20 protein-coding genes are annotated in these 25682 nt (G+C 63.6%); 10 read left to right on the top strand and 10 right to left on the bottom strand.

The features are described from left to right. Positions 1 to 74: 74 nt before the first annotated feature. From fumC to K9B37_RS02910, 3 genes are read left to right on the top strand one after another with little or no spacing between them, the layout of a single operon-like run. The gene (fumC, locus tag K9B37_RS02920) at positions 75 to 1466 is read left to right on the top strand and encodes a class II fumarate hydratase (protein ID WP_224311308.1); all 1392 of its coding nucleotides are present in this window, start codon (positions 75 to 77) and stop codon (positions 1464 to 1466) included. A 14-nt stretch (positions 1467 to 1480) separates the two neighbouring features. Continuing rightward, a complete protein-coding gene (locus K9B37_RS02915; RefSeq protein WP_224311307.1) occupies positions 1481 to 1666 on the top strand; it encodes a DUF4169 family protein in 186 nt (61 codons plus the stop codon). A 1-nt stretch (position 1667) separates the two neighbouring features. Beyond that, positions 1668 to 1904: a ribbon-helix-helix domain-containing protein gene (locus K9B37_RS02910; protein ID WP_224311306.1), complete on the top strand. Its 237-nt coding sequence runs from the start codon at positions 1668 to 1670 to the stop codon at positions 1902 to 1904. Here the strand turns inward: K9B37_RS02910 and K9B37_RS02905 are convergent. Both K9B37_RS02905 and K9B37_RS02900 read right to left on the bottom strand, forming a co-directional pair. Beyond that, on the bottom strand, positions 1882 to 5451 hold the full coding sequence (locus K9B37_RS02905; RefSeq protein WP_224311305.1) for an AsmA protein: 3570 nt from the start codon (positions 5449 to 5451) through the stop codon (positions 1882 to 1884). The genes K9B37_RS02910 and K9B37_RS02905 overlap by 23 nt on opposite strands. 84 nt (positions 5452 to 5535) lie before the next feature. Next, complete coding sequence (locus K9B37_RS02900) at positions 5536 to 6951, bottom strand: FAD-binding oxidoreductase (RefSeq protein WP_224311304.1); 1416 nt, start codon at positions 6949 to 6951, stop codon at positions 5536 to 5538. Positions 6952 to 7127: 176 nt separating this feature from the next. Between K9B37_RS02900 and K9B37_RS02895 the strand changes: the two genes are divergently transcribed. Continuing rightward, a complete protein-coding gene (locus K9B37_RS02895) occupies positions 7128 to 7682 on the top strand; it encodes a thioesterase family protein (protein WP_224311303.1) in 555 nt (184 codons plus the stop codon). Positions 7683 to 7695: 13 nt separating this feature from the next. Here the strand turns inward: K9B37_RS02895 and K9B37_RS02890 are convergent, their stop codons facing one another. Further along, positions 7696 to 7977 carry a hypothetical protein gene (locus K9B37_RS02890; protein WP_224311302.1) on the bottom strand — a complete coding sequence of 94 codons (282 nt, stop codon included), beginning with the start codon at positions 7975 to 7977 and terminating at the stop codon, positions 7696 to 7698. Positions 7978 to 8110: 133 nt separating this feature from the next. Between K9B37_RS02890 and K9B37_RS02885 the strand changes: the two genes are divergently transcribed. Beyond that, positions 8111 to 10486: an ATP-dependent helicase gene (locus K9B37_RS02885; protein WP_224311301.1), complete on the top strand. Its 2376-nt coding sequence runs from the start codon at positions 8111 to 8113 to the stop codon at positions 10484 to 10486. Positions 10487 to 10761: 275 nt separating this feature from the next. After that, complete coding sequence (locus tag K9B37_RS02880; protein ID WP_224311300.1) at positions 10762 to 12033, top strand: SAM-dependent methyltransferase; 1272 nt, start codon at positions 10762 to 10764, stop codon at positions 12031 to 12033. Positions 12034 to 12171: 138 nt separating this feature from the next. Here the strand turns inward: K9B37_RS02880 and K9B37_RS02875 are convergent, their stop codons facing one another. Next, positions 12172 to 13047 (bottom strand): SDR family NAD(P)-dependent oxidoreductase, encoded by an 876-nt coding sequence (locus tag K9B37_RS02875; RefSeq protein ID WP_224311299.1) that lies wholly within the window; start codon positions 13045 to 13047, stop codon positions 12172 to 12174. A 273-nt stretch (positions 13048 to 13320) separates the two neighbouring features. Here K9B37_RS02875 and K9B37_RS02870 point away from each other — a divergent pair, with 273 nt between their 5' ends. Both K9B37_RS02870 and K9B37_RS02865 read left to right on the top strand, forming a co-directional pair. Next, on the top strand, positions 13321 to 15009 hold the full coding sequence (locus tag K9B37_RS02870) for a sensor domain-containing diguanylate cyclase (protein WP_224311298.1): 1689 nt from the start codon (positions 13321 to 13323) through the stop codon (positions 15007 to 15009). Between the two features lie 113 nt (positions 15010 to 15122). After that, positions 15123 to 16073 (top strand): 50S ribosomal protein L11 methyltransferase, encoded by a 951-nt coding sequence (locus K9B37_RS02865; RefSeq protein ID WP_224311297.1) that lies wholly within the window; start codon positions 15123 to 15125, stop codon positions 16071 to 16073. A 91-nt stretch (positions 16074 to 16164) separates the two neighbouring features. On the opposite strand, the gene K9B37_RS02860 is transcribed toward K9B37_RS02865, so the two are convergent. Then, a complete protein-coding gene (locus K9B37_RS02860) occupies positions 16165 to 16386 on the bottom strand; it encodes a hypothetical protein (protein WP_224311296.1) in 222 nt (73 codons plus the stop codon). Positions 16387 to 16721: 335 nt separating this feature from the next. Between K9B37_RS02860 and pip the strand changes: the two genes are divergently transcribed. Next, the gene (gene pip / locus K9B37_RS02855) at positions 16722 to 17675 is read left to right on the top strand and encodes a prolyl aminopeptidase (protein ID WP_224311295.1); all 954 of its coding nucleotides are present in this window, start codon (positions 16722 to 16724) and stop codon (positions 17673 to 17675) included. Positions 17676 to 17797: 122 nt separating this feature from the next. After that, positions 17798 to 19618, top strand: coding sequence for an aminopeptidase P family protein (locus K9B37_RS02850; RefSeq protein ID WP_224311294.1), 1821 nt, complete (start codon positions 17798 to 17800; stop codon positions 19616 to 19618). A 169-nt stretch (positions 19619 to 19787) separates the two neighbouring features. On the opposite strand, the gene K9B37_RS02845 is transcribed toward K9B37_RS02850, so the two are convergent. The 5 genes from K9B37_RS02845 to recN all read right to left on the bottom strand — a co-directional run bounded on the left by K9B37_RS02845 (position 19788) and on the right by recN (position 25679). Beyond that, entirely contained in the window at positions 19788 to 20087 is a 300-nt protein-coding gene (locus K9B37_RS02845) for an AzlD family protein (protein ID WP_224311293.1), read from the bottom strand. Beyond that, complete coding sequence (locus K9B37_RS02840; RefSeq protein ID WP_224311292.1) at positions 20084 to 20794, bottom strand: AzlC family ABC transporter permease; 711 nt, start codon at positions 20792 to 20794, stop codon at positions 20084 to 20086. The genes K9B37_RS02845 and K9B37_RS02840 overlap by 4 nt, the downstream gene beginning before the upstream one ends. Before the next feature lie 63 nt (positions 20795 to 20857). Next, complete coding sequence (locus tag K9B37_RS02835; protein WP_224311291.1) at positions 20858 to 21724, bottom strand: AraC family transcriptional regulator; 867 nt, start codon at positions 21722 to 21724, stop codon at positions 20858 to 20860. 47 nt (positions 21725 to 21771) lie between these two features. Further along, positions 21772 to 23928 carry an NAD-dependent DNA ligase LigA gene (ligA, locus tag K9B37_RS02830; protein ID WP_224311290.1) on the bottom strand — a complete coding sequence of 719 codons (2157 nt, stop codon included), beginning with the start codon at positions 23926 to 23928 and terminating at the stop codon, positions 21772 to 21774. 77 nt (positions 23929 to 24005) lie between these two features. Continuing rightward, positions 24006 to 25679 (bottom strand): DNA repair protein RecN, encoded by a 1674-nt coding sequence (gene recN, locus K9B37_RS02825; RefSeq protein ID WP_224311289.1) that lies wholly within the window; start codon positions 25677 to 25679, stop codon positions 24006 to 24008. Positions 25680 to 25682: the final 3 nt, after the last annotated feature.

Genomic DNA, 25682 nt, shown 5'->3' with positions numbered 1-25682 from the left:
CCGTCATGCTCGTTCGCTGTTGCGGGCTGGAAAACTTGAGATAAGAACACGATCCCCCATCTAAAGAGGTTAGGATGTCGCCCTCAACCCGCACGGAAACAGATACCTTCGGCCCCATCGAAGTTCCCGCCGACAAGTTCTGGGGTGCTCAGACCCAGCGCTCGATCCAGAACTTCCGCATCGGCGGCGAGCGCTTGCCGATTCCCCTCGTCCACGCTCTCGCCATCGTGAAGCAGGCATCTGCGCTCGTGAACAAGGACTTGGGCAAGCTCGATCCGAAGCTCGCCGAGGCGATCGCCAACGCTGCCGCAGACGTGGTCCAGGGCAAATATGACGACGAGTTTCCCCTCGTGGTGTGGCAGACGGGCTCGGGCACGCAGTCCAACATGAACATGAACGAGGTGCTGTCGAACCTCGCCATCGAGCGTCTCGGCGGCACGCGTGGCTCTAAAAAGCCCGTGCATCCGAATGACCACGTCAATATGGGCCAGTCCTCCAACGACTCGTTCCCGACCGCCATGCACATCGCCGTGGCGCGCGAGATCAACGACCGCCTCCTGCCCGCCCTCAAGCACCTGCACAAGGCCCTGGACGACAAGGCGAAGGCCTACAAGGACATCGTCAAGATCGGCCGCACCCATCTTCAGGATGCAACCCCGGTCACTCTGGGCCAGGAATTCTCGGGCTACGCGAAGCAGGTCGAACTCGGAATCGCCCGCATCGAAGCGACTCTGCCAGGCGTCTATGCCCTCGCCCAGGGCGGCACGGCCGTCGGCACGGGCCTCAACGCCCATCCGGAATTCGCCGAACGCTTCGCCGCGAAGGTGAAGGACCTCACCGCCCTGCCCTTCACTTCGGCGGAGAACAAGTTCGAGGCGCTCGCCTCCCACGATGCGCTCATCTTCACCCAGGGTGCGCTGTCGAGCCTCGCTGCCGGTCTGTTCAAGATCGCCAACGACATCCGTCTCATGGGCTCCGGCCCGCGCTCGGGCCTCGGCGAGATCTCGCTGCCGGAGAACGAGCCCGGTTCGTCGATCATGCCGGGCAAGGTCAACCCGACCCAGGCCGAGGCGCTGACGATGCTCTGTGCCCAGGTGGCAGGCAATCAGACCACGGTGACCTTCGCGGGCAGCCAGGGCCATTTCGAGCTCAACGTGTTCAAGCCGGTGATCGTCAACGCCGTGCTGCAATCGATCCGCCTCCTGGCGGACGGCGCCGTCAGCTTCACGGACAATTGCGTGGTCGGCATCGAGCCGAATCATCAGCGCCTGAACGACCTGATGCAGCGCTCCCTGATGCTCGTGACCGCTCTGGCCCCGACGATCGGCTACGACAAGGCGGCCGCCATCGCCAAGGCGGCGCACAAGAACGGCACAACCCTCAAGGAAGAGGCGTTGAAGGCTGGCGTGTCCGAGGCCGATTTCGATGCGGTCGTGCGCGCCGAGACCATGCTGGCCCCAGGCTAGCCGGAGACGCGCCGATGGCGGAGATCGTCAATCTGCGCCAGGCGCGCAAACGCAAGGCGCGGGCCGACAAGGAAGCCCGCGCCGCCGAAAATCGCATCCTGTTCGGCCGGACCAAGGCCGACCGGGACCGGACGGAAGCCGAGAAGACCTTAAGCGAACGCCGGCTCGACGGACATAAGCGCGACGAGGACAAGCCCTGACATGGGCGCCGGAATCCTCAAGCGCTCCGTGTCGATCGCAGGGCATCGCACCAGCATTTCGTTGGAAGAGCCTTTTTGGGACGCGCTGCGGGAGATCGCAGCGGGGCGCTCCCTTTCCGTTCAAGCCCTGATCGGCCGCATCGACGCCGAACGCGGCGAGCAGAACCTGTCCTCCGCCATTCGCGTCTTCGTGCTCCAAAGCGTCAGGAACGGCATTAGCCGCCCGGACGAACATTGATCGCCGGCGGCGGACTGATCTCGAGCGGCGGGGTCAGGGGCGGCATCACGAAGGGCGAGGCGTCCGGAGGCGGCAGAGCCGCATTCGGATCGTTCTGCTGCTGCGACTGAATGCGCTCGGCCTCGATCCGGGCGCGCTCTGCTTCTTCCTTGGCCTTGGCCTGACGCGCAGCCTCCTCGGCTGCGGCCTTGGCGCGGCGCTCGGCCTCCTGCTGTGCCTGGATCTGACGCTGCCGCTCCGCTTGAGCCTTTTCGAAGGCCTCGATCTTCTCAAGCTCCCGCTTCAGCACGATGGCTGCAAGTCCATTACGGAAGGGACCGGCATCGATCTCGCGCACGGGTGCAGCCAGGGAGCCGCGCCAAGTCAGCCCGATGGCGGGCGGCGCCCCGACCCAGCCGGGCGGTGAATTCTTTGCGGTGAGCGAACCTCGCGCCTCGAAGGCCAGTGACTTCAGGTCATAGCTGACGGCGCCCTGAAACGCGGCCGCGTTGGTCTGGAATGCAAAGGGAGAAAGGCGCAGTGCGCCCGAAACAAGGGCTGCCGAAGTCGCGACGTTCGGCGCCGACATGGGTGCGCGACTGAGTTCCGCACCGAGGGCCATTTCGGCCTTGCCCGCCACCAACGGCTCATCCTCTGCAAGCAATCGCTTCAGGGCCTTGTCGAACGCTGACGGGTCCGTATCCGGAATGCGAAGGTTCGTGATGCGCCATTCACCGGCGCCACCAAGATTGGCCACCAAGCCCGCCATCGTGTCGGCTGCAGCTCCGAACTTGAGTGAGCCGGACAAACGCGCCTCGAACGGCGTCGCGCCACCGAGGGCGGCAAGGGGGACATCCGTCAGGGATCCTTCGCCGACAACGGAAGCGAGAGCGCCTTGGCGCGTGATGGTCGTCGATCCGGCGACGCGCCCGCCGCCGATCAGCGCCTCGAAGTCGCGGATCGTCACGCCGTCCGTCGTTGCCTCGGTGGTGAAACTGGCCCGCGTTCCGAGCAGGCCGCGCCCGAGATCGAGATTGGCTGCCCTGAACACCACCTGGCCACCTGTCACAAGCCGTGCACTCTGGCCGAACCGCGCCGTTGACCAGATGGCGTTCGCATCCGGACTAGGCGGCGTATTGAGCGCGAGAGTCGTCACGAGCCAGGGAAGCGACAACCGGTCGAGGGATACATCGCCTGTGATATCCGAACGGGACCGCACCGCGAGCCGCGCCTGAAGGTTGCTTTTGGCCACCTGTCCGGAGACCGAAAGAAGCGACGCATCGCGCTCGCGCCCGAGGGTGATCCGTCCCTCCACGGGAATCGGCGAGGCGATGCCGGACCCGTCTCCGAGAAGAAGCAGGAACGGCGCAATGTCGGCGGTCGCGATTTCGGCTTCGCCGCTGTCAACCACATCGTCGTCGGCGCTGAGCGTGAAGGGCCGCTTCGTCGTGACCTTGACGCCGCCGACATCGCCCGCGAGCGTGACGTTGAACTGGCCCGAACTGACGCGCGTGCCGCGCAGATTGACCTGGGAGGGGCGGTTCAGGGACGCAACGGTCGGCCGGTTGACCCAGCGCCCCGTATTCTCCGTCGCGAGCGTTACGTCGAGGTTTTCGGTCCGCCCGTCGAGAGAATCGACCGAGCCGAGGAAACTGCCTCCGGCAGCGGTCCCCTTGGCCGTAGTGCGCAGGCGCAACTCGTTGGAATTCGGCGCCGGTGCCACCCGTTCGGTCACTACGTCGAGATTGAGGTCACCCTCGCGCAGGAAATAAGGCACCAATTTCGAGATCCCGCCGATCCAGACGCTGCCCAGGAGATCGACCAGGGGCGAGGCGCGTTGGGCCGTGACCTTGCCGGCGATGCGACCTGAGCCGTCAGGCGCAATCCGCCCGCTCACGCGCGCATTGGCGCCGGCGAGATCGACGATGTCGAGAGATTCGACCAGAAGGGCCGGGCCGTCGGAAAGAATCCGGGCCGTAATGCGACCCGCTCCGGGCCTCGTTCCGGCCTGGACATTGCGGGCTTCGAGAATGAAGCCGACGTCCAGATTCTGCGTCGCCTCGAAGACGCTGGAGACACGCGGCAGCTGATCGAGATTGAGGTTCTGGATGCCGACCTGCGCCTCAAGCTTGCCGCGTCCGTTGTTCTCGGGAGCCGTGTAGCGCAGGTTACCTGTCATGATCGCATCGCCTGTCTTCACGCGCATGCGGCTCAAGGACAGCAACGGATTCGAGAACGCGACATCGGAAGACACCTCGAGGGGCCGGCCATCGAGGATCTTGAGGAATGGCGAACGGATCCCGAGGCGGTCGAGATAGCGTGCGAAGCGATCGGACACGTTCGATGCCAGCGCGACCTTGCCGTCGGCTCCGCCCCTGGTGCTCAGCCCCACGACGCCTTCCATCGCGACGCGCGTGTCGCCGGGCGCCCGAAACTCGATGCGGTCGACCTTCGCCTCTCCCTTTTCGAGGGATACGCGCAGCACCGCGTTCGACAGATCGTCTTGGCCAAGCCCAATGCTGTCGAGCCTCAGATCGAGATCGATCGGGATCGAGATGCGCGGGACTGACCATTCAGCCAGACGGCTTTTGAAATCCTGGCCGTTTTGAGACAGGATGAAACTGTCCGCATCGAGGCGTCGACCTTCGAGCTTCAGGGAGATCCGGGGATCGTTGAGCTGAACGCTCCCCTCGCCGGTCATCCTCAGGCTCGCTCCGCCCTCCCCGGCTTCGAGGGAAACCGGATTGAGCGCCACCGTTCCTCCACCGGCCTTGAACTCCGTCTCAATGGCGATGGGAATGGGAATGCCGGCGGCCGCTACCTGAGCCGGAGGACCGAAGAGGACCTTGGCCTTTCCGGCAAGGCTGGGCGTCGGAGCAGCGGGATTGTCGCCTTCGAGAGCAAGCTTTGCATCGACGTCGAAGCGCGGGAAGATATCGCCGCCCCCGGACAAACGGAGCAGGACCGTCTTGTCCGGTGCCAGCTCGCCGGTCACGAGCCGGAACGGGACGCCCGCTGTCGTCCCTTCGACACGCCAGGGGCCAATGAGCTTCTGACCTTCGATGGAGACGTTTTCCGCATAGGCCTGATCGGTACGACCCGTCGTCGGCGTCTGGGTCGTCACGAGGAGCTGAGCGACCTTGAGACTGTCGATGGCGAATTCCCGTGCCCGAGCGCTGCCTCCGGCAAGATCCTGCGGCACGCGCCAGCTACCGTCCGGTGCTACCGGCACGCGGATATCGGCGCGGCCGATCCGGGTCTCCGTAAAGCGCACCTCGCCCCGCATCAGTGGCGTCAGCGCCAGCTCCGCCCAGACGAAGTCGGCGGTAAGGGAGGGAGAATCCGGCGTCTTGCCGCCGAGCCTCAGCCGGTCGAAGCGCAGCCGCGGCGACGGCAGGATGCGCACGGCGATCCGGCCCTCCGTATGGGCTTCGGTCCCGGACGCGCGCGAGATCAGGTGATCGATGGAGCCGCGATGGGCTTCCCAGTCGACGAAGGGAGGCGCTGCCACGGCGACCGCCAGGATCAGGATCACGATGGATGCGATAATCGTCAGGATGTCGCGCAAGAGGCGGCCTTTTCTCCGTGTCGTCTCAAGTTCTTTATCTCACCGGCAAAAATAGCGGGAGCGGATCAGCCTTTCCATCCACCGTCAAAACGCAATAATCTTGCCTGGATTCAGTATGTTGCTCGGGTCCACAGCCTGTTTCAAGGTACGCATGAGGGCCAGTGCCGCCGGTCCATGCTCGATTTCGAGATATTTCATCTTCTTCTGGCCGACCCCATGCTCGCCCGTGCAGGTGCCTTCCATGGCGAGCGCCCGCCGCACGAGCCGATCCACGAAAGCCTCGCAAGCCGCCACTTCCGCCGGATCGTCCATATTCACAAGCGGTTGAACATGGAAGTTTCCATCGCCCACATGGCCGACGATGGGGGCGATCAGACCACTCTCGACGATGTCGCGCTTCGTTTCGTCGACGCATTCGGCAAGCCGCGAGATCGGAACGCACACGTCCGTCGCAACCGATTGCGCGCCCGGCCGCAGGCCGCGAGCCGCCCAATAGGCATCGTGGCGCGCCTGCCAGAGACGCGAGCGCTCCTCGGGCTTCGTCGCCCATTCGAACGGGCCGCCAGAGAACTCCGTGGCAATCTCGCCGAACCGCTCCGCTTGCTCCTTTACCCCCGCCTCGGAGCCATGAAATTCGAGCAAGAGCAGCGGGCTTTCCGGCAACGTGAGCTTGGCATGGGCGTTGACCGCCCTCACCTGCAGCTCGTCGAGAAGCTCGATCCGCGCAACCGGAATTCCCGACTGGATCGTCATGATGACCGCGTCACAGGCTGCCTTAACGCTAGGGAAAGGACAGATACCGGCAGAGATCGCCTCGGGAATGCCGTGAAGCTTCAGGGTGATTTCAGTGATGATCCCGAGGGTTCCCTCGGAGCCGACGAACAGGCGCGTCAGGTCGTAGCCGGCTGAACTCTTCTTCGCGCGGCTCGCGGTCTTCACGATCTCCCCGTCCGGCATTACCACCGTCAGAGAAAGAACAGCGTCCTTCATGGTGCCGTAGCGGACCGCATTGGTGCCGGAGGCGCGCGTCGCCACCATGCCTCCGATGGAGGCATCCGCGCCGGGGTCGATGGGAAAGAACAGGCCCTTGTCGCGCAGATGCTCGTTCAGCTCCTTGCGCGTGACCCCAGCCTCGACGACACAGTCGAGATCCTCGTCGTGCACCACGATGATGCGTTTCATCAGGCTCATATCCACGCAGACGCCGCCATAGGGCGCGTTGACGTGTCCCTCCAGCGATGTGCCGGTTCCGAAGGGGATGACCGGAACGTCGTGCTTCAGGCAGAGCTTGACGATGTCGGACACTTCCTCGGTTGTGCGTGGATAGACGACGGCATCCGGCGGCTGGTTCTTGGTCCAGGTCAGGGTATGGCCATGCTGCTCACGGACCGCCTCGGACGTCGCAACCTGATTGCCGAACCGCTTCAGGAGCGTGTCCAGAAGAGAAGCCACGGCGGCTTCAGGGGGCTTGGTGCGGCGGGACGATTGGAGAGCGTTCATCGGTGCTTCAGGTCCGGTTGCGATGCTGACTTGTCTCATGACTACCAGAACCGTTGCAAAGGCAACACTCTGCGTGAGAATGACGCCGTAAGCCTCTGGATCGTCGCGGGAAATGTGTTAGTGTTGCGCAGTGAGGAGGCGCGGGTCATGATCGAGGTCGGAGGAGAAGGCTGATCATGGACGAGCGCGCGCCCGTTTTCTTCTTTGCTCCGTTCGTATCGTCGACGATGCGCGTCCAGCCGAGCTGGATCGACTACAACGGCCATATGAACATGGCCTATTACCATGTGCTCTTCGACCGTGCGGTCGAGGAGGCTTTCGGACTCGTCGGCCTCGGACAGGAATATCTGGAGGAGCGGAACGCATCGTTCTTTGCGGCGGAAACACATACGCTCTACAAGCGCGAACTGCGCATGAGGGACACCGTCCGCGTGACACTCCAGCTCATCGATTTCGATGAGAAGCGCCTTCATTTCTATATGGAAATCCGTCATGCGACGGAGGGCTGGCTTTCGGCCACGGCCGAGGGCCTGAGCCTTCACGTGGACATGAAGACCCGCAAGGTCGCCCCCTTCCCGGATGACATTCTGGCCAATCTCGCCATCATGAAGGCGACCCATTCCCGCCTCGCCACGCCCCAGGCGCTCGGCCGCATCATGGGAATTCCCGGCAGGTCCGAGGCATCAAGCCCGCTGCGCGAACCTCTGCGAGCCTCGGGAACCTGCCACTAGCTGCGCAAACGGCCTAGCAGCCGACCGAGCCTGCCGGGCACGTCCCGATCCGCGCCGGAGGCGACGGGTTGGAGAAAACGCGCTGTCGGTCGATGCTCTGCTGCAACTGGTTGTTGTTGAACTGATATTGCTGCTCGGAGCGCTGGAAGCGCTGCTCAAGCTGCATGTTCCGATTGAGTTCCTGCACCCGCCGCTCCGCCGGGCTCGTGCGCGGCAGCCGCGTCTGTGCGACGGCCGGTACAGCGAGCATCAAAGCCACGCTCAAGGAAACGGCAGCCTTCATGACACGACACATATTCCATTCCTTTCGGGGCCGATAATAACCATATGGGTTCTGACGCCTTTCTCGACAACGAAGTTCCGCCTGCGGCAGCATCGTCGCCTTTACAGGCTCGACGCCGTTCGCCTTTTGATCCATGGTCGCCCGGATGAATCAGCCTGAATCCAGACCCGAGCCGTACGACGACGCGAGAGAGCCGGCCGCTGGCTCCTTAAGCGCTCGCGCCCGTGCAGCCGTTGCCCCGCAATCGCCCTATCTTTCCGGACTCAATCTAGAGCAGCGGGCGGCGGTAGAAGCCACAGAGGGCCCTGTCCTGGTCCTCGCAGGCGCCGGCACCGGCAAGACGCGGGTGCTCACGACACGCATCGCCCATCTGATCGCCACCGGCAAAGCGCGTCCCTTCGACATCCTGGCCGTGACCTTCACCAACAAGGCCGCCCGGGAGATGCGCGAGCGCGTCGCCTCCTTGATCGGCCCCGTGGCCGAGGGCATGCAGTGGCTCGGCACCTTCCACTCCATTGGCACCAAGATCCTGCGCCGCCACGCGGAGCTCGTCGACCTCCGGTCGGACTTCACGATCCTCGGCACCGACGATCAGCTTCGGCTCATGAAGCAGGTGATCGAGGCAGAAGGCATCGACGAGAAGCGCTGGCCCGCCCGGCAGCTCGGCGGGATCATCGACGGCTGGAAGAACCGCGGCCTCGGTCCGGACCAAGTCCCGGCGGGAGAGGCCGGCGCCTTCGCCAATGGCCGCGGCGGCAAGCTCTACCGGGCTTATCAGGAACGCCTGAAAACTCTCAACGCCGTGGATTTCGGCGATCTGCTGCTGGAGTGCCTGCGCCTGTGGCGTGAACATCCCGACGTCCTTCAGCAGTACCAGAACCGCTTCCGCTACATGCTGGTCGACGAATACCAGGACACCAACGTCGCCCAGTATCTCTGGCTCCGGCTGCTGGCCCAGGCGCGCAAGAACCTGTGCTGCGTCGGCGACGACGACCAGTCGATCTATGGCTGGCGCGGAGCCGAGGTCGACAACATCCTGCGCTTCGATCACGATTTTCCCGGCGCGACCGTGATCCGCCTCGAGCGAAACTACCGCTCGACCGCGCATATTCTCTCCGCCGCCTCCGGCCTCATCGCTAAGAATCAGGGCCGCCTCGGCAAGACATTGCGCACGGAGGACGAGCCGGGCGAGAAAGTCTCGATCACTGGCGCCTGGGACTCGGAAGACGAGGCAAGGCTTGTCGGCGAAGAGATCGAGGCGCTTCAGGCCAAACGCCATCCCCTGTCGGAAGTCGCCATCCTGGTGCGTATCTCCGCCCAGATGCGCGAACTCGAAGACCGGCTCGTGACGCTCGGCGTCCCCTATCGTGTGATTGGCGGCCCGCGCTTCTACGAGCGCGCGGAAATCCGCGATGCTCTCGCCTATCTGCGCGTCGTCAATCAGCCCGCGGACGATCTCGCTTTCGAGCGCATCGTCAACGTGCCAAAGCGCGGCCTGGGCGATGCCACGATTCAGGTTCTGCACAATCATGCCCGCGCGGCCCGCGTGCCGCTTCTTGAGGCGGCCCGCTTCATCGTCGAAACCGACGAATTGAAGCCGAAGCCGAGGGCGACCTTGCGCGATCTCCTGATCTCCTTCGGCCGTTGGTCGAAGCTCTCGGAGACCATGACGCAGTCCGAAGTGGCGCAGGTGGTCCTGGAGGAGTCCGGCTACACCGAGATGTGGCAGAAGGACAAATCGGCGGACGCGACGGGGCGGCTAGAAAACCTCAAGGAGCTCGTGCGCTCCATGGAGGAATTCCCGGACTTGCAGAGCTTCCTGGAACATGTGTCCCTCGTCATGGAAGCAAACGAGTCCGATACCTCCGAGCGTGTGAGCCTGATGACGCTCCACGCTGCGAAGGGGCTGGAATTCGACACGGTCTTCCTGCCCGGATGGGAGGAAGGTCTTTTCCCGAACCAGCGGGCCCTCGACGAGAGTGGGCGCGCAGGTCTCGAAGAAGAGCGCCGCCTCGCCCATGTGGGCCTCACGCGAGCCCGGCGCCGCGCCAAGATCTACTTTGCCTCCAACCGCCGTATCCACGGCCTCTGGAACTCCACCATTCCAAGCCGCTTCATCGACGATCTGCCCGAAAGGGACGTGGAGATCCTCGAAGCCCCGGCCAACTTCTCCTATGGCGGCGGCTTCGGTGGCGGCTCCCGGTTCGACCGCATGGCCCCGTTCAGCGGCTCCTCCTATCAAACCCCTGGCTGGCAGCGCGCCCAGGCGCACCGGACTGCAACCGAGGACGGTGGCTACTCAGCCCGCCGCTCGGGCGATCGGCGTGGATCAATGATGATTGAAGGGGAGCTGGTGGCGAAGTCCACCGGCGGCTCCGGCTTTTCCATCGGCGGCCGTGTGCTCCACACCAAGTTCGGCCCCGGAACCATCGAGGCTGTGGACGGCAACAAGCTCACCGTCGAATTCGACAAGGCTGGACGGAAGATGGTGCTGGATAGTTTTGTAGAGGCGATGGGCTAAACTCACGCAAAGCGGGAAACCCGCAACCGCCTGTCATTCCGGGGCGAGCGCAGCGAGGGCCCGGAATCCATAGCCGCTAACGCCTTGGGAGAGTGACGACGGAGATCGCAGCTTTCTATCCGGAGTCGCTGACGGTTATGGGTTCCGGGCCCAGCGCTCCGCGCTGTCCCGGAATGACGGCGGAGGGCCAGAAATAACGCTGGGGAAATGCCCCCTAGCCATGCGTCTGCAACTGTGGAACCATCGCGCCCAGTCGAAAGCTGCTCGAGGTCGCGATGTTTCCTCTTTCCCACATGCTGAAAGCGTTCGTGCGCACCGGCACACTCAAGGTGATCGATGCGGATGGGAAGGAGCATGTCTTCGCCGGGACCTCGGAGCCTAAGGTCACGATGCGGCTCACGGACCGCTCACTCTATCACAAGCTCTTCCTCAATCCCGAGCTTCACGCCGGCGAAGCCTATATGGACGGGCGCATGAGCTTCGAGAACGGCTCCACGATCCGGGATTTCCTGACGCTTTTCTCCCTCAATCGGTCGTCGCTGGCGACCTACCCGCTCCAAAGCGTCCTGAAACGGATATCGCGTGGCGTGAAACGCTTCCAGCAGGCCAATCCCGTGGGACAGGCCGAGAAGAACGTGGCGCACCACTACGATCTCGGCAACGACTTCTACAAACTCTTCCTCGACAAGGGCATGCAGTATTCCTGCGCCTATTTCATCCACGACGACGACACGCTGGAAGAGGCGCAGCAGAACAAGCTCCGCCTTCTCGCCTCGAAGCTGCAGCTGAAGCCTGGCCTGAAGATCCTCGATATCGGCAGCGGCTGGGGCGACCTTGCTCTCTATCTCGCCGCCATGGAGGACGTGGACGTCACCGGCGTCACTCTCTCGAAGGAACAGCACGCGCTTTCCAACGAGAAGGCGCGGCGGGCGGGCCTTGCGGATCGCGTGCGGTTCGAACTGCTCGATTACCGCAAGGTCGAAAACCGCTTCGATCGTATCGTCTCGGTCGGCATGTTCGAGCATGTGGGCGTCCACCACTACGGCGAGTTCTTTGCCAAGATCAACGCGCTTCTCAAGGACGACGGGCTGATGGTGCTACATTCCATCGGCAAGATGAGCCCGCCCGGCACCGCGAGCCCATGGCTACGCAAATACATCTTTCCGGGAGCCTACTCACCGGCACTCTCGGAAGTCTTCCCGGTTGTCGAGCAGAACAGCCTGTGGGTGACGGATCTCGAATTCCTGCGGCTGCACTATGCGAAGACGCTCAATCATTGGCACCGACGTTTCGAGGCCAATCGCGACAAGATCGCAGCCATGTATGACGAGCGCTTCTGCCGGATGTTCGAGTTCTATCTGATCAGCGCCGAGACGATGTTCACATCGGGCAGCCAGCTGGTGTTCCATATGCAGCTCGCGCGCAAGCGCGACGCGGCCCCTATCGTGCGCGATTACGTCACCGATCTGCAGCGCCACTATCGCCTGCAGGAGGCGGAGCGGCTCAAGATCCTTCGGCAGGAAGTGCCGGAGCCAAGCACTGTTTAGCGCTCGCCTCCGACCTGACGACCCTAGCGCATCGTGCAGAAAAGTGGATCCGGTTTTCTGCGTTCTACGATACGCCGCTTAAAGAAGAGAGCATCGGATCGGCTCTCAAAAGTGGAATCCACTTTTGGGTCCGATGCTCTAGGTCACGGTCTCGTAGTCCTTGTTCTTCAGGCCGTCATGGGCATGGCGCGTCGGCAGCCTGCCCTCCGGCTGCTTCTTGAAGAACGACGAAGCCTTGGCACCCATAGGCCCCTTCGAGATCGTGATGCCGCCGTCCACCGCGTAGAGCGCGCCCGTCACATAGCTGGCTTCATCCGACGCAAGGAAGCAGAACACGTTCGCGACCTCTTCGGGCGTGCCGCGGCGTCCCATGGGTGTTGCCTGCGTGATCATGGAAGCGAGTTCGCTGTCCATCGGCCCCGTCGACTTGTGCGTCCAGGCCGTATCGATGGGTCCCGGACAGACGCAATTGGCACGCACGCCATAAGCAGCCTGCTCGCCGGCAACGCCGCGAATGAAGGAGTGGATGAAAGCTTTAGTACCGCCATACATGGCATTCTTGGGATGGCCGATCATGCCTGCCTCCGAACCGGTCGCGACGATATTGCCATGTGTCTCCTGCAAATGCGGGAGGGCGAACTTCGTCATGAGGAAGACCGACCGCACATTGTCACGCAATGTCTCGTCGAACTTGTCGATCGGATAGTCCTGCGTCTCCGCGACGGCGAGAAACACGCCGGCATTGTTGACGAGCACGTCGAGGCGGCCATACGCGCTGATACAGGTCTCGACCGCGGCCTCCGCATGACGCTCTTCGGCGATATCGCCCAGATAAACTTCGGCGAAGCCGCCGGCGCCGTTGATAAGCCGCGCCACGTCATCTACGGGATCGTTGGGCAGGCCGACAAGCAACAGCCGGGCGCCCTCCTGTGCAAATTTGAGTGCAATTGCTTCGCCGATCCCAGTGCCCGCACCGGTGACGATCGCGACCTTGTTGAAAAGGCGTCCAGGCATGGTCGAACTCCTGTTGAGATATAGTGGCCTGGAGGGGTCATCGCGTGCCCAGGCCGGACGAGGGCACAACGGACCGATCTTCAGCCGGTTCCGCAAAGCTGAATCGCGGAAGAACGCGACGATATTCCGCTGCTGCAGGACCTTTTTCCAAGCACAGCCTGGGTTTTGCGCGTACGAAAAGGATGCTATGTCGAGCCTCGTCGAAGGAGAGATCGACGGCATGAAACTGGCCCAGCTTCCGGAATGGAATCTGTTGGGAGCTCGTCTTTCATCATGATGCGCCGCCTTTCCCTGCGACAGCAGATCACCTTCCTTGTCGGCCTGCTGTGTCTCGTCCTCGTCAGCGTTGCGGCCTTCGGCGCGTCCTACATCGCCTTTGAGCGGACGAAACAAGAGATCATGGCCGATTCCGAGGAGACGGCTTCGACCCTGGCGGCCATCCTCGATCGCGGTATGGCGGAGCGTTACCGGGAGATCCGCAACATCGCCAGCCTGCGTCCTCTCCAGGGGATCTGGACCCGTGAGCCCGACAGCATCCGCCAGGTCCTGGAGCAACTCCAGGCGACCTATCCCGATTACAGCTGGATCGGCTTCGCCACGCCGGATGGAACAGTCCAGGCATCGACGCGAGGTGTTCTCGAAGGAGCTTCCGCCGCTGAACAGCCATGGTTCCAGGAGGGCCTGAAGGCACCCTATGTGGGGGACGTGCATGAAGCCAAGCTGCTCGATCAGCTTCTCCACCCATCTTCATCGGATGAACCCTCGCGTTTCGTGGATTTCTCGGCCCCCGTTCACGACGAAAACGGCAAGCTCATCGGCGTCATCGGTGCTCATCTCAACTGGGACTGGGCCCGTGAGCGCCTTGAGATCCTCCTTAATCGACGTGGCATCGTCAGACCGGAAGCGATCTGGATCCTTGCGCGCGACGGATCGGTCCTTCTCGGGCCGGAGGGGACGACCAAGCCGCTTCCCGATACGCTCATCGCACGGATGAAGGAGTACGGTAGCGGCTGCTTCGAGCTGGGCGACGGACATGACAAAATGCTGACCGGCTTCGCCATTTCCCAAGGCTATCGGGACTATCCGGGCCTCGGATGGATCACCATCTCGCGGCAGGAGGACAATGTGGCGTTCACGGCGGCGCGCAGTGCCGTCTGGACCATCCTCGGCCTCTGCGTCGTGGTCGCCCTGCTCGGAATCCTTTTTGCGCTGTTCATCGCGCAGGGCGTCTCCAAGCCTCTTCAGGCGATCATCGCCGCAACCGACAAGATTGGTCGCGATCCGACCGTGTCGCTTCCCCCTATCGGGACAGGATCCCGGGAGATTGTCCGCCTGTCGGCGGTCCTTCGCTCTCTCGTTCGCCGCGCCGGCGCTGCGGAGAAGCGGGTCCTGGAGGTCTCCACCCTGCGGGAGCAGGAAGTCTTGACGCTCACACGTCTGGCCGAGACCGATGCCCTCTCCGGTCTTCTCAACCGCCGCGGCTTCGATATCCTGGGAGAGGAAGCCTTCGCCCAGTTCAAGCAGTTCGACCGGCTTCTCGCCGTGCTGATCGTGGATATTGATCATTTCAAGAGGGTCAATGACACCTACGGCCACGCCGCCGGCGACGAGGTGATCCGGGCGATCGGCGAGGCCCTGACGCGGCAGCTCAGGTCGACCGATACGGTCTGTCGCTTCGGCGGGGAGGAATTCGTCGTCCTGCTGCGTGATACAAGCCGTGAAAGCGTTCAGATCATCGCACGACAGATCCGCTCTGCCGTGGAGCGACTTCGCCCGGTCCATCACGGCCGGACGCTGTCCGTTACCGTCAGCGTCGGCGGTGCGCTCGCCAGCGACGCTGATCGCGACATCCAGGATGTCTTCGAACGGGCGGATATCGGTCTCTACGAGGCCAAGAGCACCGGCCGCAATCGTGTGGTCATTGCCAGCGTCACGACGCCCGTGGCCGTGGCTTTGACCTGAGAGCCGACGGGCGGGTGACCCGGGCGCCGCGAGGTGCTAGAGCGGTTCACACCGATGGACAACCGCCTCTTGAGGCGGCTCCCGTCTCTTCCAGGAATGCATCAAGCGGTCTCATGCTCGAAGGACTTCACCCCAACCGTCCCACCCACATCTTCCGGATCACCACGGACGAACGCTCAGCCCGCGCCATGACGGAACTGATCGGCGAGATCTTCGATCCGACGGAAACCGCCGTTGCGGCTTTCGAGACGGAGGAGGACGGGCCTTGGCTCCTGGAAGCCTATTTCGCTCGCGAGCCGAACGAGACGGCAATCCGCGATCTGCTCCGGCCAGTCGTCGGTGGGCAGGCGGATGAAGGCGTCTTTCTTCCTCTCGCGCAGCAGGATTGGGTGAAGGCGTCTCTGGAAGGGCTCAACCCGGTCCGCGCCGGGCGCATTCTCGTTCACGGCGCCCATGATCGCGAGACACGGCGGCCCAATGATCTGTCGATTGAGATCGAGGCCGCTCTCGCCTTCGGCACAGGCCATCACGGCACGACCAAGAGCTGCCTTCTCGCCTTCGTGGACGAACTGAAACGGCGCAAGCCGCGCAACGTGCTTGATGTGGGAACGGGAACAGGCATCCTGGCTTTCGCCGCGGCGAAGGTCCTCAAGCGCCCAGTGGTTGCGGGAGATATCGACCCCGAGGCGATCCGCGTCGCGCATGAGAATGCCCGCCTGAACGGGATTCATCCCTGGATGAAGCTCTATGTCGGTGCAGGCGTACAAAATGGCCTAGCCAACCGGCCAGGCCATTTCGACCTGATCTTCGCCAATATCCTGGCAAAGCCGCTGCGCCTTCTAGCTCCTTCGATCGCCCGCGTGGCATCGCGAAACGGCACGCTGATCTTGTCGGGACTGCTCGGGCGCGACGTGCCGGGCGTCCTCTCCGCCTACGAGGCGCAAGGCTGGCATCTGGAGCGGCGCTACGACCGCGAGGGCTGGGTTGCCCTCGTAATGAAGCGGGGCGGCGCGCATCCGCAGCCCCGCCACTTCGATCCTTACTCCGACGAGATGTTCGGATAGCGCTTGGCCAGTGTCCTGCGGAGGGCCCGAGCCTCAACGTAGATGTCGTGAGCGGCCTTGAGGATGGTGATAATGATCATCGGTCTTCTCCTTACAGCTTGAACGGCAGGAACGCGTCAGGAGTCAGGTTCATTGAAGCCCGACCATGACGTGACGCGAGTTCCTTGAGGGTGTCGCCGTGCGGGCGCAGCATTCGTTCGGCGGAGAAGGCTCGGCTGACCATCAGCGCGTTGATGAAGCGCCTGGCATGAAGACCGAGATTGAGGGACAACGTCCCGACGCTTGCAGCGGGGACAAGAGTGGCGGTGGCCATAGGTTCATCTCCCAAGTTGGTGTGATGACCCTTCGACGTTCCTCGTTATGTCGTTGCCCTATAGCTAAGTTCGCTCGACCTGCTTGAGGAGACATGCAAAAGCATGTGAGCCATGACGTTTTTGCAGTTCAAAATAAGTAAAAGCCACCCTGTATGCATCACGTGCGCAAATCGGGTGCAATTCGCGTCATGTTTAGGCATTCCCGACAGAGGATTGCCTTAAAGACTTCCACGCAGACCGGGACTTGGTTTTTCTTGAGAATGCCTGCATTGCGCTGAGCATCACGAAATCTCCCGTTCACGAGCCGGTAGAGAGGCTTCCGAGGTTCTAGACCATGCCCTATCTATATCCGCCCATCGAACCTCACGAATCAGGCATGCTCGATGTCGGGGATGGCCATCGCATCTACTGGGAGACGTGCGGAAACCCAGGTGGAAAGCCGGCCCTCGTCCTCCATGGCGGACCTGGCTCCGGCTGCACCGTCAATGCACGCCGGTACTTCGATCCAGAATCCTACCGCATCGTTCTGTTCGACCAGCGCGGGTGCGGACGCAGCACGCCTCATGCAAGCCTTCCGAACGCCGACCTCAGCGCCAACACCACGCCTCACCTTCTCGCCGATATCGAACGGCTGCGGCAGAGCCTCGGCATCGAACGATGGCTGGTGTTGGGCGGATCCTGGGGCTCGACCCTCGCCCTCGCTTATGCCGAACGCCATCCAGACCAAGTGAGCGAGCTGATCCTCTTCAGCGTCGCCACCACCACCGCCTGGGAGATCGACTGGATTACCCGCGGGGTTGGAGTCTTCTTTCCAGGGGCCTGGGCGCGCTTTCGTGACAACCTGCCCGAGGCAGAACGCACAGGCAGTCTCGTCGAAGCCTATCACCGCCTCCTCATGCATCCGGCCCCCAACATCCACGAAAAGGCGGCACGGGATTGGTGCGATTGGGAGATGGCGCTCGTCGCGGTGCATCCCGATCACAAACCTCACCCCCGATACGAGGATCCGGCCTTTCGGCTCGGCTTCGCGCGGCTGGTGACCCATTACTGGCGCCACAAGGGATGGCTCGAGGATGGAATCCTGTTGCGGGAGACAAACCGCCTGGCAGGGATCCCGGGATTTCTGATCCATGGCCGGCTGGACATCGGCGGCCCCCTCATCGTGCCCTGGCAGCTTCAGCAACACTGGCCCGGCAGCGAATTGATCGTCGTCGGCGAAGCCGGACATGATGCACGAGACCCTGGCATGACCGAGTGCATCGTTGCCGCGACGAGCCGCTTTGCGTGAAACGGCCCCACCGACCAGCCGAAAAAATCCGTGATGCGGCAACCGCGACCAGTTCCGTTGCGGTTGAAACCGCTCTAGCGTGTCGCCCGCCTGTATTCTCCAGAGATCGGTTTTCGTATCGTATGGCCCGCTTCCAGAGTTTTGACGATTCCACCTCTCCCGCCCAAGGTCCCGAGCGGATCGCGAAGTTGCGCACGGAGCTGTCGCGCCGCGGCTATGACGGCTTCATCGTTCCACGCGCCGACGAGCACCAGGGCGAGTATGTGCCGAAAAGTGCCGAGCGGTTGGCCTGGCTCACCGGCTTCACGGGCTCTGCCGGCACGGCGATCATTCTCCAGGACAAGGCGGCGCTCGTGATCGACGGCCGCTATACCGTGCAGGCGGCGGAGCAAGTCGATACCACGGTCATCACACCCGTTCCCTTGGCTGAGACCTCGCCCGAGGACTGGCTGGCCGAGAACCTACCGGCGGGTGCCGTTTTTGCCTACGATCCGTGGCTTCACACCAGCGACGGCCTAAAGCGGCTAAAGCAGGCCGTTGCCCGTGCTGGCGCCAAGCTCGCCCCGGTCGAGATGAATCTCGTGGACGTGATCTGGATCGATCGCCCTGCCCCGCCGCAGGCGCACGTCCGGCCGCACCCCCTCGCCTATGCCGGCGAAACCGCCGAGGCGAAACTTGAGCGCGTGCGTGCCAAGATGGCGGAAGCCAAGCTCGACGCCCTCGTCATTTCCGACCCTCACAACCTCGCCTGGACGTTCAATCTCCGCGGCGGCGATGTCGGCCATACGCCTCTCCCGCTCGGCTACGCCATTCTGCCGAAGAAGGGCCGCGCCCAGCTCTTCTTCGATCCGGCCAAGATGACGAACGAGGCTGGCGCGGCCGTCGGCGATCTTGCCGATTTCGTCGACATCAAGGATTTTCTCGGAGCCCTCGATACGCTCGGCACGGACAAGGAAAAAGTCCGCATCGATGCCGCAACGGGCGCGGTTGCGCTGATCAGGCGGATCGAAGCCGCAGGCGGCACGGTCGATGTCGGTGCCGACCCGATCAGCCTCATGAAGGCCGTGAAGAATCAGGCGGAAATTGCCGGTTCACGCTCGGCGCATCTTCGCGACGGTGTCGCGGTGGCACATTTCCTCGCCTGGCTCGACCGGGAGGCCCCGAAGGGGAAGCTGACAGAAATCGACGCCGTCGAGGCGCTCGAAGCCTTCAGGGCCGAGACGGGCGCTTTGAAGAACGTCTCCTTTCCGTCAATTTCCGGAGCAGGGCCGAACGCCGCCCTGCCTCATTACCGGGTGACGAAGTCGAGCAATCGCCCGATCGCGATCAACCAGATCTTCCTGATCGATTCCGGCGCGCAATACGAAGACGGCACGACGGACATCACCCGCACGATCATCGTCGGCGAGCCTACCGCCGAAATGAAGGACCGCTTTACGCGTGTCCTGAAGGGCCATATCGCCATCGCCCGCTGCGTCTTCCCGAAAGGGACGAGCGGTGCGCAGATCGACTCGTTCGCCCGTCAGCCTCTTTGGGAGGCGGGCCTCGATTTCGACCACGGGACCGGCCACGGCATCGGCAGCTATCTGTCGGTGCACGAGGGCCCGCAGCGCATCGCCAAGACGGGAACCACGGCTCTCGAGGCCGGCATGATGTTGTCCAACGAACCGGGCTTCTACAAGAAGGGCGATTACGGTATCCGCATCGAGAACCTGATCCTCGTGGAGCCACGCACGATTCCGGGCGGCGACCGGGAGATGTTCGGCTTCGAGACGCTGACCTTCTCGCCCATCGACCTGCGCCTCATCGAACCGTCGCTGCTGACCGCCGATGAGGTCGCGTGGCTCGACAACTATCATGCGCAGGTCCGCGAGAAGATCGGCCCGCAGCTCTCGGGCGAGACGCGGGATTGGTTCGAGCAGGCGACGAGGCCTCTGAACTGAGGCTTATCCCGACACTACCGTCATTCCGGGTTGCCTTTAGGCAAGCCCGGAACCCATAACCACTGGCTTAGCTGGATAGAATGCAGCGGTTACCGTTGCGATCTATTCTGGACGGCTGGCGATTATGGGTTCCGGGGGCCGCTACGCGGCCCCGGAATGACACGCTGCATCACATGAAATGTCGCAGCACCACGACGGACACGACGCCCACGATGATTGTCGCGAGAAGCGGCAGGCGGAAGGCTACGAAGGCCGTGATCGCTGCAGCCAGGGCCTCCGCCCATCCGGTCGTGAGCGCGGTCGGCGCAATCACGGCGACGAGCACGGCCGGTGGAATGGCATCGAAAGCGGCCTTGGCACGACCGGTCAGCGCCAGTCGATCCGCAACCAGCAGACCTGCGACACGGGTGAAGTAAGTCACCACCGCCATGGCGAGGATGGCGAGAAGGGTGGTCGTATCCATGCTCATGACCGAGCATCCTTCCCGGCCGCCAGATAGGCGGCGGCAATTCCCGCAAGCGCACCGGAGGCCACATGCCAGGGTGCGCCGATGAAATGATGGACAAGGGCCGAGACCGCGGCGCTGACGCCCACCGTCACCAGCGTGACCCGGCTGCGCCCGAAGCCCGCGACGAGGCCGATAAAGAGCGCCGTGAAGGCGAAATCCGCTCCGAACCGCGCTGGATCGCCCAGGAAAGAGCCGAGGACGGCTCCAAGCGTCGTCGAGACGACCCAGTTCGCATAGAGCGTGACCGCCATCGCTGCCCAATAGGCGCCGGTCACCGGCCGGTCGAGGGCTCGACGCTCCGACAGAGCCCACGACTCGTCCGTCATGAAGAAGAAGCCGACGAATTTCTCGGTTCTACTCAGCCCTATCTTGGGAGACAGCGAGGCTCCCATCAGCACGTGCCGCACGTTGATGAGGAACGTGCCGAAGGCAAGCGCAAGAATCGGCGCCGGACTGACCCAGCTCTCGATGGCAGCGAATTGCGCCCCGCCCGCGAAGACAAGCGCGGACATCAGCGCCACCTCGGCCGGAGAAAGCCCCTTGGTGATAGCGACGGCGCCGAAGAGAAGGCCGATCGGGATGGCGGCGATCGCTGCGGGCGCAATGTCGCGCAGCCCCGCCCTGGCGTCGCGTCGATAGGAGGTCTTGAGAGGATTGGGTTGATCCATGGTCGTATCCGTTTCGGCCCTTATGCCGGAAAGGACACGGCGCGTCTTGGATGAAAGTCTCGTTCAGGCGGCCCGGTAGGCGCCCGGCGTGATGCCCATGCGGGCCTTGAAGACCCGATTGAGATGACTCTGGTCGAAAAAGCCGCAGGTGGCTGCAACGGCGCTCGGGATCTCGCCCCGCTCCAGCAGACGCCGCGCCGCGCGGAATCGCCGGTCGAGAAGATAGGCGTGCGGCGTCAACCCGGTTTCCTTCTGGAAGGCACGGATGAAATGACTGCGCGACAGCCCCGCCATGACCGCCAGGTCCGAGAGCTCCGCCTCCTGCCCAAGGTGGGCGTCGAGATAGTCCCGAACCCGGGCAATACCCTTCGGCCCATAGCGGGCCGGCCGAGGCGCATCGACATCCGCCCATCGGGCGATGAGGACGGAGAGGTATTCCACGAGCCGGACGTCCTGCTCCATCTCCGACGTCCGCACATCGTCGTGACACAGGCAGGCATGAAGCTGCGCATGGGCCTGGGCCAATTCCGGATCCGGAATAACTGCCCGGGCGAACCAAGGCGGGGAGAAGATCGGTCGGCCGGTCACGTCCTCGGCAATCTCTCGCATCAGCTCCGCGGACGGATAGAACGTCCTGTATTCGAAACCGTCGCCGTAGGGCGCACCATCGTGGATCTCGTCGGGGCAAACCACCGCGACCGTGCCGGGGGCGGCATAGTGTTGCTCGCCCCGGTAGTAGAACGTCTCGCAGCCGGACGAAACCGCCGCGATCGCATAGGTCTCGTGGCTGTGGCGGGCATAGGCATGGCGCCGGAAGATCGCGCGCAGGCATTCGAGGCCGCGATGGCGCGGCACCCGCCAGAAATGCGTCACGTCGCCTGCGGCACGCTGATCAGGATCGAGCGAATACTCCGGACTGATGACCGTCATGGCTCATATTCTGCCACAGGTAGCCCGTCCCGTCTTGTACAGGAGTCTCAAGGACGTCCGACCAGTTCAAACCAGCCGTCCTCGTCGAGGACCTGGACGTCGAACTCCTTGGCCTTGTCGAGCTTCGACCCAGCCCCGGGCCCAGCCACCACGATGTCGGTCTTCTTGGACACCGAGCCTGCAACCTTGGCCCCCAGGCGCTCCGCCATGGCCTTCGCCTCCTCGCGGGTCATCTGCTCGAGCGAGCCGGTGAAGACCACGGTCTTGCCGGCCACGGGAGAGCTGGTCGCCGCCGCCTCGATCGGCACCGTCGTGACCTGCGCAAGAAGGGCGTCGAGCATCTCCTCGTTATGCTTTTCCTTGAAGAACTCGACGATGGCTTCGGCCACCACCGGGCCGATTCCGCCGATGGCGGTCAGTTCCGCATGCGCCTCCGAGGTCGGGTCGGCGGCAGCCTTCGCGGTTTCGCGCAGCGCCTCGAAGGTTCCGAAATGGCGAGCCAGGATGCGGGCCGATGTTTCGCCGATATGCGGCATGCCGAGAGCGAAGATGAAGCGGTTAAGCGGAATCGTCCGCCGCGCCTCGATGGCTGCGAAGAGGTTCCTGACGCTGGTCGCGCCCCACCCTTCCCGGTTCTCCAGCCTCTGAAGGCTGCGGGCATTGCGGGCTTCCAGGGTGAAGATATCCTGCGGCCCCCGGATCAGGCCCTCGTCGTAGAACTCCTCGATCCGCTGCCCGCCCAATCCCTCGATATCGAAGGCATTGCGGGAAACGAAATGCTTGAGCCGCTCCCGCGCCTGCGCCGGGCAGATGAGGCCGCCGGTGCAGCGGCGAACCGAATCCTCCTTGCCGGTCCGCGGGTTGACCTCGCGCACGGCATGGCTGCCGCAGGCGGGACAGATCGTCGGGAAATGGTAGGGCTTGGCGTTCGGCGGGCGCTTGTCGAGCACCACGTCGAGCACCTTCGGGATCACGTCGCCAGCGCGCAGCACCACGACCGTGTCGCCGATACGGATATCGACCCCGTTGCGGATCGGCTGGCCGTCGCCACCGATGCCCTTGATGTAATCCTCGTTGTGGAGGGTGGCGTTCGAGACGACGACGCCGCCGACGGTGACCGGCTTCAGCTTGGCGATAGGGTTGAGGGAACCGGTGCGCCCGACATTGATCTCGATATCCTCCAGCACCGTCACGGCCTGCTGTGCCGGGAACTTATGGGCCAGCGCCCAGCGGGGCGAGCGCGACACGAAGCCGAGCCGCGTCTGAAGCCCGAGGTCGTTCACCTTGTAGACGACGCCGTCGATGTCGTAGCCGAGATTGGCGCGGTCCGTCTCGATGGCGTGATAATGCGCCAGCAATTCCTCGACGCTCGCGCACAGGCGCGTCAGTGGATTGGTCTTGAACCCGAAATGCTGGAACGCCTGGATCATGCCATACTGCGTGTTTGCCGGCATGGCGCTGATCTCGCCCCATGCATAGGCAAAAAACCTGAGCGGGCGTGACGCGGTGATCGCCGGATCGAGCTGACGCAGGCTGCCAGCAGCCGCGTTGCGGGGATTGGCGAAAAGCGGCTTGCCGGCAGCTTCCTGGCGCTCGTTGATCGCCGCGAAATCCTTGTGAGAGAGATAGGCCTCCCCCCGGACCTCGAAGACATCCGGCACCTTTCCGTCCTTCAGGATGTGCGGGATATCGTGAACCGTGCGGGCATTGGCCGTCACGTCCTCACCGACGGTGCCGTCGCCGCGAGTGGCCGCGCTGACAAGCCGCCCTTCCTCGTAGCGCAGGCTCAAGGACAGGCCATCGATCTTCGGCTCTGCGGTGAACAGCAATTCCGAATCGGGCTTGAGATGGAGAAAGCGCCGGATCCGCTCGACGAACTCGACAATCACTTCGTCTTCAAAGGCATTGGCCAGCGACAGCATCGGCGCGCGGTGCCGCACCTTGGCGAATTTCTCCGATGCTTTCGCGCCGACCTTCTGCGTCAGGCTCTCGGTGGTCGTCAGCTCCGGGAACTGCGCTTCGAGGGCCTCGTAGCGCTTGCGCAGCGCATCGTACTCCGCGTCCGAAACCGTCGGTGCGTCCTCCTCATAATAGCGCCTGTCGTGCTCGGCGATTTCGCGCCCGAGTTCCTCGTGCTCGGCCTGAGCCTTCACGAAGGAGAGTTGATCGACGGGGGTGTCCGAGGAGGTTTTTTGCCAGGCCATGTTCGAATCGACGTGAGAGACGATGAAACCATAGCGCCCCCGGCGAGAGTCTCCAGGGGAAGCGCGATGTGAAGAGGCTAATGCACCGCCGCTGCGAGCAGGCGGGCTGCCGCCGCGCGGGCTTCCTCGGTGATGGTGGCGCCGGCGAGCATGCGGGCGATCTCCTCGCGGCGGGGACCATCGTCGAGGGGAATGACCCGCGTCGCGACACGATCGGAGCCGCGCACGCCTTCCTTCGCAATCAGGAAGTGGCTGCCCGCCCGGGCGGCGACCTGGGGCGCGTGCGTGACTGCCATGACTTGAACGCCCTGTGCCAGCCGGGCAAGGCGTTGCCCGATCGCATCGGCGACGGCGCCGCCGACACCCGTGTCGATTTCGTCAAAGACCAGGGTCGGAGCCGATCCCTTGTCGGCAAGGACGACCTTGAGGGCCAGCATGAAACGGGACAGCTCACCGCCTGACGCGACCTTCATGAGGGGACCGGGCTTGGTACCCGGATTGGTCTGCGCCCAGAATTCGACCCGATCGAAGCCGTTCGGATCACGGCTTTCCTCGTCTGTCTGAATTTCGGTGATGAAGCGGGCCCGCTCCAGCTTCAGGGGCGGCAATTCTGCCTGGACTGCGGCATCGAGAGCTTTGGCGGCCTTGCGACGGCCGGCTGTGAGAACTTTTGCAGCCGCCACATAAGCCTGCTCGGCCGCCTTGAGGACGGCCTCAAGATCCACGAGTTTTTCCTCGCCCGCATCGATGGCCGCCACATCCTCTACGAAACGGGCGCGCAAGGCGGCGAGATCATCGGCAGGGACGTCGTATTTGCGGGCAGCGGCGCGCAGGGCGAAAAGGCGCTCTTCCGTCTGCTCCAATTCGCGCGGATCGAACTCGGCGGCGCGGATCGCCTCCTCCAGGGCCGCACGTGCCTCGTCGATGGCCACGAGGGCGGCATCCAGGGCGCGGACGCTCGGGTCGACTAGGGACGGAGCCTGGGCGCTGCGCCGCTCCAACTTGCGCACGGCGGCCGAAAGCGTCGGCACGGGCGACGACGATCCGGCAACGGCGTCGAACGCCTCGTTGAGGTCGGTCGCCACCTTTTCTGCCTGCATCATGAGGATACGCCGCTCCGACAGCGCCTCCTCCTCCCCTGCCTGCGGTGCGAGCTTGCTCAGCTCCTCGACAGCGTGACGTAGGAAGTCGGCCTCCTTGCGGGCCTTGTCGATCCGGGCGCGATGCTCCTGCAATGCCTGCCGGGCATCGCGAACCCGGCGGGCAGCTTCGGTGACGGCCTGAGCCTCGCCCGAAAGGTTGCCGAAAGCGTCCAGAATGGCCCGATGGGTCACCGGATCGACGAGCGCCCGGTCATCATGTTGGCCATGAATTTCGACCAGGGCGGTCCCGATGGCTTTGAGCACCTGCACGCTGACCGGCTGATCATTGACGAAGGCGCGTGTCCGGCCATCCGCCACCTGGACCCGACGAAGAATCAGATCCCCGTCGATATCGATATCCGCCTGGGCAGCGATCCGACGCGCTGGATGATCCATGGGGCAGTCGAAGACTGCCGTGACTTGGCCTTGCGCCTCGCCGTGCCGGACGAGGCTGCCATCGCCTCTCCCGCCGAGCGCCAGCGCAAAGGCATCGAGCAGGATGGATTTTCCTGCTCCGGTCTCACCCGTGAGGACGCTGAGGCCCTCACGGAAGTGGAGCTCGAGCTTGTCGATGAGGACGATGTCGCGAATCGCCAGCTGGATGAGCATGGA

The organism is Microvirga puerhi, from assembly GCF_020089865.1.
Lineage (GTDB): Bacteria > Pseudomonadota > Alphaproteobacteria > Rhizobiales > Beijerinckiaceae > Microvirga > Microvirga puerhi.
Note: the sequence above shows the minus strand (reverse complement) of the source record. Positions and strands in the feature narration are given on the sequence as shown.